Source organism: Streptomyces jeddahensis, assembly GCF_001642995.1.
Classification (GTDB): domain Bacteria; phylum Actinomycetota; class Actinomycetes; order Streptomycetales; family Streptomycetaceae; genus Streptomyces; species Streptomyces jeddahensis.
This window is the reverse complement of record NZ_LOHS01000070.1, coordinates 160,086-167,728: the sequence shown is the minus strand read 5'-3', so window position 1 is coordinate 167,728 and position 7,643 is coordinate 160,086. Positions and strand designations below refer to the sequence as shown.

General features: G+C 71.5%; 7 protein-coding genes. 4 read left to right on the top strand and 3 right to left on the bottom strand.

The features are described 5' to 3' along the window. Positions 1-296 precede the first annotated feature (296 nt). Together STSP_RS12845 and STSP_RS12840 are read left to right on the top strand one after the other, a co-directional pair. The gene (locus tag STSP_RS12845) at positions 297-1,517 is read left to right on the top strand and encodes an acetyl-CoA C-acetyltransferase (RefSeq protein WP_067276221.1); all 1,221 of its coding nucleotides are present in this window, start codon (positions 297-299) and stop codon (positions 1,515-1,517) included. A 337-nt stretch (positions 1,518-1,854) separates the two neighbouring features. Continuing rightward, complete coding sequence (locus tag STSP_RS12840) at positions 1,855-2,625, top strand: hypothetical protein (RefSeq protein WP_067276220.1); 771 nt, start codon at positions 1,855-1,857, stop codon at positions 2,623-2,625. 59 nt (positions 2,626-2,684) lie between these two features. On the opposite strand, the gene STSP_RS12835 is transcribed toward STSP_RS12840, so the two are convergent. Next, the gene (locus STSP_RS12835; protein ID WP_198547327.1) at positions 2,685-2,996 is read right to left on the bottom strand and encodes a hypothetical protein; all 312 of its coding nucleotides are present in this window, start codon (positions 2,994-2,996) and stop codon (positions 2,685-2,687) included. Between the two features lie 101 nt (positions 2,997-3,097). Between STSP_RS12835 and STSP_RS12830 the strand changes: the two genes are divergently transcribed. Next, complete coding sequence (locus tag STSP_RS12830; protein WP_067276214.1) at positions 3,098-3,328, top strand: DUF4287 domain-containing protein; 231 nt, start codon at positions 3,098-3,100, stop codon at positions 3,326-3,328. A 134-nt stretch (positions 3,329-3,462) separates the two neighbouring features. Here the strand turns inward: STSP_RS12830 and STSP_RS12825 are convergent, their stop codons facing one another. Next, positions 3,463-4,374, bottom strand: a complete 912-nt coding sequence (locus STSP_RS12825) for a Bax inhibitor-1/YccA family protein (RefSeq protein ID WP_067276213.1) — start codon at positions 4,372-4,374, stop codon at positions 3,463-3,465. Between the two features lie 202 nt (positions 4,375-4,576). Beyond that, complete coding sequence (locus tag STSP_RS12820; protein ID WP_067276212.1) at positions 4,577-5,752, bottom strand: 4-hydroxybenzoate 3-monooxygenase; 1,176 nt, start codon at positions 5,750-5,752, stop codon at positions 4,577-4,579. A gap of 170 nt (positions 5,753-5,922) precedes the next feature. On the opposite strand from STSP_RS12820, the gene STSP_RS12815 reads away from it, so the two are divergent. Beyond that, positions 5,923-7,575 (top strand): IclR family transcriptional regulator domain-containing protein, encoded by a 1,653-nt coding sequence (locus STSP_RS12815; RefSeq protein WP_067276205.1) that lies wholly within the window; start codon positions 5,923-5,925, stop codon positions 7,573-7,575. Positions 7,576-7,643: the final 68 nt, after the last annotated feature.

The window sequence follows — 7,643 nt, the reverse complement described above, 5'->3', positions numbered from 1 at the left end:
GGGCTGGGGGCACCTCCCAGCGGTAGCTGGGGGAGGGTGGGCACAACCCACGACGGCGGGCGCCCTGGCCCAGTACCCGCACACCCCGGAGGGGTGGAGCCCAACCCACGACGGCGGGCGCCCTCGCGTGAGACCCGCAGCCCGTCGGGGTGGCCCTCCAAGACGTACCCTCGCACTGAGCGCCCGCTTAGAAATGCGGCCCTCATCACAGTGCGTACCGCATGACCATCGCGATACGTACGGGTAACTTCCCAGTGAGTCCTGCCCGATCCCCTCACCGGACACCTGGAGCCGTGATGCCCGAAGCCGTGATCGTCTCAGCCGCCCGTTCCCCGATCGGCCGCGCCTTCAAGGGCTCGCTGAAGGATCTGCGGCCGGACGACCTGACCGCCACGATCATCCAGGCCGCGCTGGCCAAGGTCCCCGAGCTGGACCCGAAGGACATCGACGACCTGATGCTCGGCTGCGGCCTGCCCGGCGGTGAGCAGGGCAACAACCTCGGCCGCATCGTCGCCGTGCAGATGGGCATGGACCACCTGCCCGGCTGCACGATCACCCGTTACTGTTCCTCGTCCCTGCAGACCTCGCGTATGGCGCTGCACGCCATCAAGGCGGGCGAGGGCGACGTCTTCATCTCGGCCGGCGTCGAGATGGTCTCCCGCTTCACCAAGGGCAACTCGGACAGCCTCCCGGACACGCACAACCCGCTCTTCGCCGAGGCCGAGGCCCGTACCGCCGCCGTCGCCGAGACCGAGGGCGCCGACTGGCACGACCCGCGCGAGGACGGCCTGGTGCCCGACCCGTACATCGCGATGGGCCAGACCGCCGAGAACCTCGCCCGGCTCAAGGGCGTCACGCGCGAGGAGATGGACGAGTTCGGCGTGCGCTCGCAGAACCTCGCCGAGCAGGCCATCGCCAAGGGCTTCTGGGAGCGCGAGATCACCCCGGTGACGCTCCCGGACGGGACCGTGGTGAGCAAGGACGACGGCCCGCGCCCGGGCGTCACGCTCGAGGGCGTGCAGGGCCTGAAGCCGGTCTTCCGCCCCGACGGCCGGATCACCGCCGCCAACTGCTGCCCGCTCAACGACGGCGCCGCCGCCCTCGTCATCATGAGCGACACCAAGGCCCGCGAGCTGGGCCTCACTCCGCTCGCCCGCATCGTGTCCACCGGCGTCTCCGGCCTGTCCCCCGAGATCATGGGCTACGGCCCGGTCGAGGCGTCGCAGCAGGCCCTCTCCCGCGCCGGGCTGACCATCGACGACATCGACCTGGTCGAGATCAACGAGGCCTTCGCGGCCCAAGTCATCCCGTCCTACCGCGACCTCGGCATCGACATCGACAAGCTGAACGTCAACGGCGGCGCCATCGCGGTCGGCCACCCCTTCGGCATGACGGGCGCCCGTATCACCGGCACCCTGATCAACAGCCTCCAGTTCCACGACAAGCAGTTCGGCCTGGAGACCATGTGCGTCGGCGGCGGCCAGGGCATGGCCATGGTCATCGAGCGGCTGAGCTGAGCTGCAGCGGAGGGTAGGGGTCGCCTGAGGTACGAAGGCGGCACCTGCCCGCAGCGGAAGCGAAGCTCAGCGCGACAGAGAGCGCGAGCGCCTCAGCTGAGCCGCGCCGCGGTGAGCTCCTCAGGGGTCGATTCGTGATCCAATCTCCCCCAGGATGTGACTTATCTCCTGGGGGAGAGCCATATCTGCAGGTCAGTCCGGCATCCGGGTAAACACATGTGACCAAAGAACTGTCCAATTCGTGACGTATTGCACTGACAGCTGCGCGGTGCAGGCCCCAAGCTGAGGTAGGAAGTCGGGGGTCTCTGTCTGAGTTCAGGAGTACGTCGTGAGTGCCATGCCTCTTGCCCTGCTGGTCACCACGACCGCCGCCGCGGTCGTGGGCGCCGCCGCCCTGCATTCCCTGCACGGGGTACGCAAGCAGATCGCGGCGCTGCGCGCGGAGCTGGCCGAGGGACGCACGGCATTCGCCCGCGCCGCGGTGCCCGCCGCCCGTACGACGTCGGACGCCGACGCGATACGCCTGGCCGTCGCCGCCGCTCTCGCCGACGAGCGCGAGCGCGAGCTGGCCGAGGCCCGCGCGTTCTGGGCTGCCCAGGAGGCGCGTGACGCCGCGGACGCCCCGTCGCTGCTCGGGCTGCCGCTCGACGACATGTATCTGCCGCGCCCGTCCGATTTCGCGGGCCTGGAGCCGGTGGTCGAGCCCGCCTCGGAGGCCGACGAGTTCGGGGAGTCCCCCGAGCTGGCCGCGGCCCGGCGCCGCCACCCCTCGCACCCGGACTTCGTCCCGGCACAGACGCGGGGCACCGACGACCACGAGCGCACCGTGGCCCGTCTCGAGACGCTCGCCGAGTCCGGCACGGAGCTGGCCGACGTGCGGCCCGGACCGCTGGGCACGCTCGATGTGTATGTGTTCGCGGACGGTACGACGCTGTGCATGACCCCGGGCCACCGCGACACGGCCGAGCGGCTGGCCGCCGCACTGCACGACGGCGACGCGCCCGTGCTGCTGGGCGGCTCCGCCATCTCCGGCGCCTACGCACTGACCTTCGCCGTCGGTGACGAGAATGTGTACGTCCTGGCGGACCGGGTCATCGCCAGCCTCTGACCGCCCTGCCCGCCCCCGCGGCAGGCGCGGGGGCGAAGGTGCACGCGGGCGCGGATCAGCTACACCCCGGCGCGCTTCTGGGCCTCCGCCACGAGCGCCAGCGCCTCGGCGAGCTGACTTTCCTCCGCGAGTACGAGCGCCAGGTCGCGGGCCGCGACCGTGATCTGGTCCGCGGCCGCGAACATCCCCGCGTCCGGCATCTCGCGCGGCTCCGCCTCCGGGTCCTCCAGGCGCTGGGCCCGCAGTGAGAGCTCCCTGGCCAGGGCCAGTGCCTCGGCCGCCGCGCCACGCTGCAGACGGCTCTGCGGAGCGGCCCTCAGACGGTCGGCGAAATGGTCCACGGCGGACGTCAAAGGAGTCGTATCTAGCACGCCGCGACCCTATGCGCCTGACCCTGGCTGTTGCCAACGGGCGAACGCTCAGGCACGGTGGCGTGAAGGACGGAACACATCGAGTGCGTCCGGAGGCGCCGATGTCCCAAGTCTTCTCCGAGGAGACCCACCGCAATCTGCTCGCTCGCATCCCTCACTGCACCGGCCGCGAAGTCTCCGACTGGCTTCGGGCTGTCGACGAAGGCCCCGCTCTCTTCCGCTTCGAGGAGAAGGTCAGCTGGCTCCGTGCCGAGCACAATCTCGCGTACGGGCATGCCAAGGCAATCATTCACGAGCACGACCTGAGGCGGGCCGCGCGCAAGCTGCGATGAGCGCGCTGCGCCGGACAGGCGTCGCAACCTACACAACGGCGAGGGGCCCGCGAACCGTGGTTCGCGGGCCCCTCGCCGTTGTCGGTGACAGGCGACGGCTGCGGGAGGCAGCCGTCACCGGTCTTGGTCGCCTCTTAGTCGTCGCCGCTGAAGATGGCGACCAGGCGCAGCATCTCGACGTAGATCCACACGAGCGTCATGGTCAGGCCGAACGCGGCCAGCCAGGACTCCTCACGGGGAGCGCCGTAGGCGATGCCGTCCTCGATCTGCTTGAAGTCGAGGGTGAGGAAGAAGGCGCCGAGCACGATCGCGATGATGCCGACGATCGCACCGAGCGGGCCCATGCTGCGCAGCCCGCCGTCCTCGGCGACGCCGAAGGCGACCAGCAGCAGGTTCACCGCCATGACCAGGATGAAGGCGATGGCGATCGCCATGCCGATGCGCGCGTACCGTGCGGTGACGCGGATCCAGCCCGCCTTGTAGATCAGGAGGGTGGCGCCGGAGACCGCCATGGTGCCCAGCACGGCCTGGAAGGGCGCGCCGCTCCAGCGGCTGTTGAACATCTCGCTGAAGACGCCGAGGAAAACACCCTCGAAGGCGGCGTAGGCGAGGATCAGCGCGGGCGAGGCCTTGCGCTTGAAGGACTGGACCATGGCCAGCACGAACGCCACGAGTGCGGAGCCGATGGCGAGGCCGTAGCTCGTGGGGGACACCGGCAGGACCGCCCAGGCCAGGACGGCGAAGACGGCGACCGTGCCGAGCGTCATCGCCGAACGCATGATGACGTCGTCCATCGTCATGCGGCCGGTGCTGACCGGGGCCTGCGGCGGGGCGCCGTACTGCAGGTCCTGAGGCGCGTACGGGTTCTGGGCGTAGGGGTTGGTGGGCGCCTGCGCGTACGGGTTGCCGCCCGCGTAGGGGTTGCCCGGGGCGTACTGCGTCCCGACAGCGGGTCCCCCGGCCTGCGGCTGCTGCGCGTTGAAGCCCGCGTAGCCGTTGTCGCGGCTGAACCCCCGTCGCGAGAAGACCGGGTTGCTGCTCCTCATCTCACTCCTCCATGGCCGCCCTGCGCGGCCTTGCCCCAAGAGTAATGGCCGGGCAAAGAATTGCCTCTAGTGCTTGGGGAGGATCTTTCCCCGCTTGTGACCTCGAACACCGGGCTCTCGCCCGGCATTCCCTCGATCGCTATTACGTATGGGAGGGCGGTTCGGTTCCGCCGTACGGCTGAACGGTTCTGCGGAGGTGCCGTCAGTCGAGCGGGAAGCCGGTGTATCCCTCCGCGAGATCGGTCTCGGCCGAGCGGGCGGTGGTGATCCGGTCCAGCCGGGCGAGCTGGATGCGGTCGTCGAAGGGGGTCGCGTCGGGGGCGCGGTGCAGCATGGTCGTCATCGCGTACGAGAAGCGCTCGGCCTGCCAGACGCGGCGCAGGCAGGTCTCGGAGTAGGAGTCGAGGCCGGTCGCGTCGCCCGTCGCCCGGAACTCGATGAGCGCGCGGGCGAAGGTGACGACGTCGCCGACGGCGAGGTTGAGGCCCTTGGCGCCGGTGGGCGGCACGATGTGCGCGGCGTCCCCGGCGAGGAACAGCCGGCCGTGGCGCATGGGCTCGTGGACGAAGCTGCGCATGGGCGTCACGGACTTCTGCGTGATGGGCCCGCGCTCCAGCCGCCAGTCGTCGTCCGTCTCGAAGCGCCGCTCCAGCTCGTCCCAGATCTCCTCGTCGCTCCAGTCCTGCGCGTCCGTGCCCTCGGGCACCTGCAGGTAGAGCCGGGACACGAACGGGGAGCGCATGCTCAGCAGGGCGAAACCGCGGTCGTGGCGGGCGTAGACGAGCTCGTCGTGCGAGGGCGGTACGTCGGCGAGGATGCCGAGCCAGCCGAAGGGGTACGTCCGCGCGAAGACCTGGGCGAGCTCCGCGGGCACGGCCTTGCGGGCGACGCCCCAGAAGCCGTCGCAGCCGACGACGTAGTCGCACTCGAGGACGTCCTCGCGGCCCTCGTGCCGGAAGCGGACCCGCGGGCTGTCCGTGTCCGCGCCCTCGACGGCCAGCGCCTCGGCCTCGAACAGCAGCGGCCCGCCCTCCTTGAGCTGCAGCGCGATGAGGTCCTTGCACACCTCGGTCTGCGCATAGACCATCACGGACCTGCCGCCGGTCAGCGCCGGGAAGTCGACGCGGTGGCGGCGGCGGTCGAAGCGCAGTTCGATCCCGTCGTGCGGCAGTCCCTCGCGGTCCATGCGCTCGCCGGCACCGGCCTCGCGCAGCACGTCGACGGTGCCCTGCTCCAGGATTCCGGCGCGCTGGCGGTGCTCGACGTAGGCCCGGTCGCGGCTCTCCAGGACGACGGAGTCGATGCCCGCGTTGTGTAGCAGGCGGGCGAGGAGGAGACCTGCGGGACCGGCTCCGATGATGCCGACGGTGGTGCGCATGCAAAAACCCCTTGTCCCTCTTGTTCGCGTGCTGGTCTTGTTCGTGAAATGAACTTAAGTTCATAATCATGCTCAGCGGGAGTGTCTTCCGGCTTCGGGCCGGTGTCAACGGGTCGCGCGGCTTCCGCGGCCTCTCGCTCCCAGCACGTAGCACGCGAAGGAGGGCCGTGATGGCCGATGAGTCCGTACGCCCGCTGGAGCGCGGTCTCGCCGTGCTGCGCGCCCTGGCGTCGGCTCCGTACGGGGACCAGGTGCGCGCGGGCGACCTCGTGCGCGCCACGGGCCTGGCCCGCTCCACCGTGGACCGGGTCGTGGCGACGCTGATCCGGCTCGGCCACCTGCGCCAGCAGGGCCAGGAGCTGCGTCTGACGCCGGGGCTGATGGAGCTGGGCAACGCGTATCTGGCCGCCGCGGGCCTGACCCCGGAGGTCGCGGCCCGTACGGCGCGCCTCGCGGACGAGCTCGACGAGTCGGTGTCGCTGGCCGTGCCCGACGGGGACGGCGCCCGGTTCGTCGCCCAGGCGACCCGGCGCCGCACCATGTCCGTGGCCTTCCGCATCGGCGATCTGCTGCCCGCCGAGCGGTGCGCGCCGGGCTCGCTGTTCGCCGCGGGCTGGGACGAGCGGCAGTGGGCGGAGTGGCGCACCCGACGGGCCGCCGATCCGGAGACCCGCGCGTTCACGGCGGTGCCACCGCGCCGCATCCCGGAGGCGGAGTTCGCCGACCGGGCCCGGCGGGCGGGCACGGCAGGCTGGGCGCTGGACGACCAGCTGATCGAACCGGGACTGGTGGCCGTGTCCGTGCCGGTGCCCGGACCCGGCGGCGCCGTCCGGTGCGCGCTGAGCGCGGTCAGCCATACGAGCAGGCACACGCCGGAGGGCCTCGCGAAGGCCGTACTGCCACGGCTGCAGGAGGAGGCGGCATGGCTGTCCGAGGCCCTCGAGCGCTCGCATACGGCACCGCCGCCTGCCCCATCGGCATCGTCGGCATGGGCTGCTACACCCGCTGACGCCGCGCGTAACGCCAAGGCCGAGCTCGGTGCGGGCTTTCTGCAGTCGCTCGCGCGAGGGCTGGCCGTGGTGTGCGCGCTGGGTGCGGCGCGCGGCGAGGGGCTGCCGCTCACGGCGCTCGCCGCGGCGACGGGGCTGCCACGGGCCACGGCCCGCCGCTGCCTGATCACCCTGGAGCAGGAGGGGTACGCGACCCACGACGGCCGCCTCTTCCGCCCCCTGCCCCGCATCCTGGAGCTCGGCTACGCCCGCCTCTCCGCGCTCTCCTTCGCCGAACTCGCCGAGCCGCACCTGCGCGACCTCGTCGGCCGTGTCCACGAGTCCGCTTCGGTGACCGTCCTTGACGGCACGGACATCCGGTACGTGGCGCGTGTACCGACCGTCCGCATCATGAGCGTGCACATCGCGCCCGGGACGCGCTTCCCGGCGTATGCGACCGCGATGGGCCGGGTGCTGCTGGCCGGGCTGCCGGAGGACGAGCGCGCCCGCGTCCTGGCGGACGCGCCGCCGCAGCCCCTCACCCGCTGCACGGTCACCTCGGTCGCGGCTCTCGCCGACATCGTGCGGACCACGGCCGAGCAGGGCTACGCGGCCATCGACGAGGAACTGGAGGAGGGCCTGCGCTCGGTGGCCGTACCCGTGAGGGACGCGCACGGCCGCGTGATCGCCGCCCTCAACGTCGCGCAGCACTCCGGAGAGGCGCCTCTCGACGAGACCCGCAACGCCCTGCTGCCCGCTCTCCGCGAGACGGCCGCGGCGATCGAGGCCGACCTGCACACGGCGGGGCGCTTCAACACCGTGCGCGTTCCGTAGCCGGCCGGACGGCCATCGTGTGCGTCGTGCGCCGGCCGCCTCTCGGCTGGGGGCACTGCGCGGCCCTG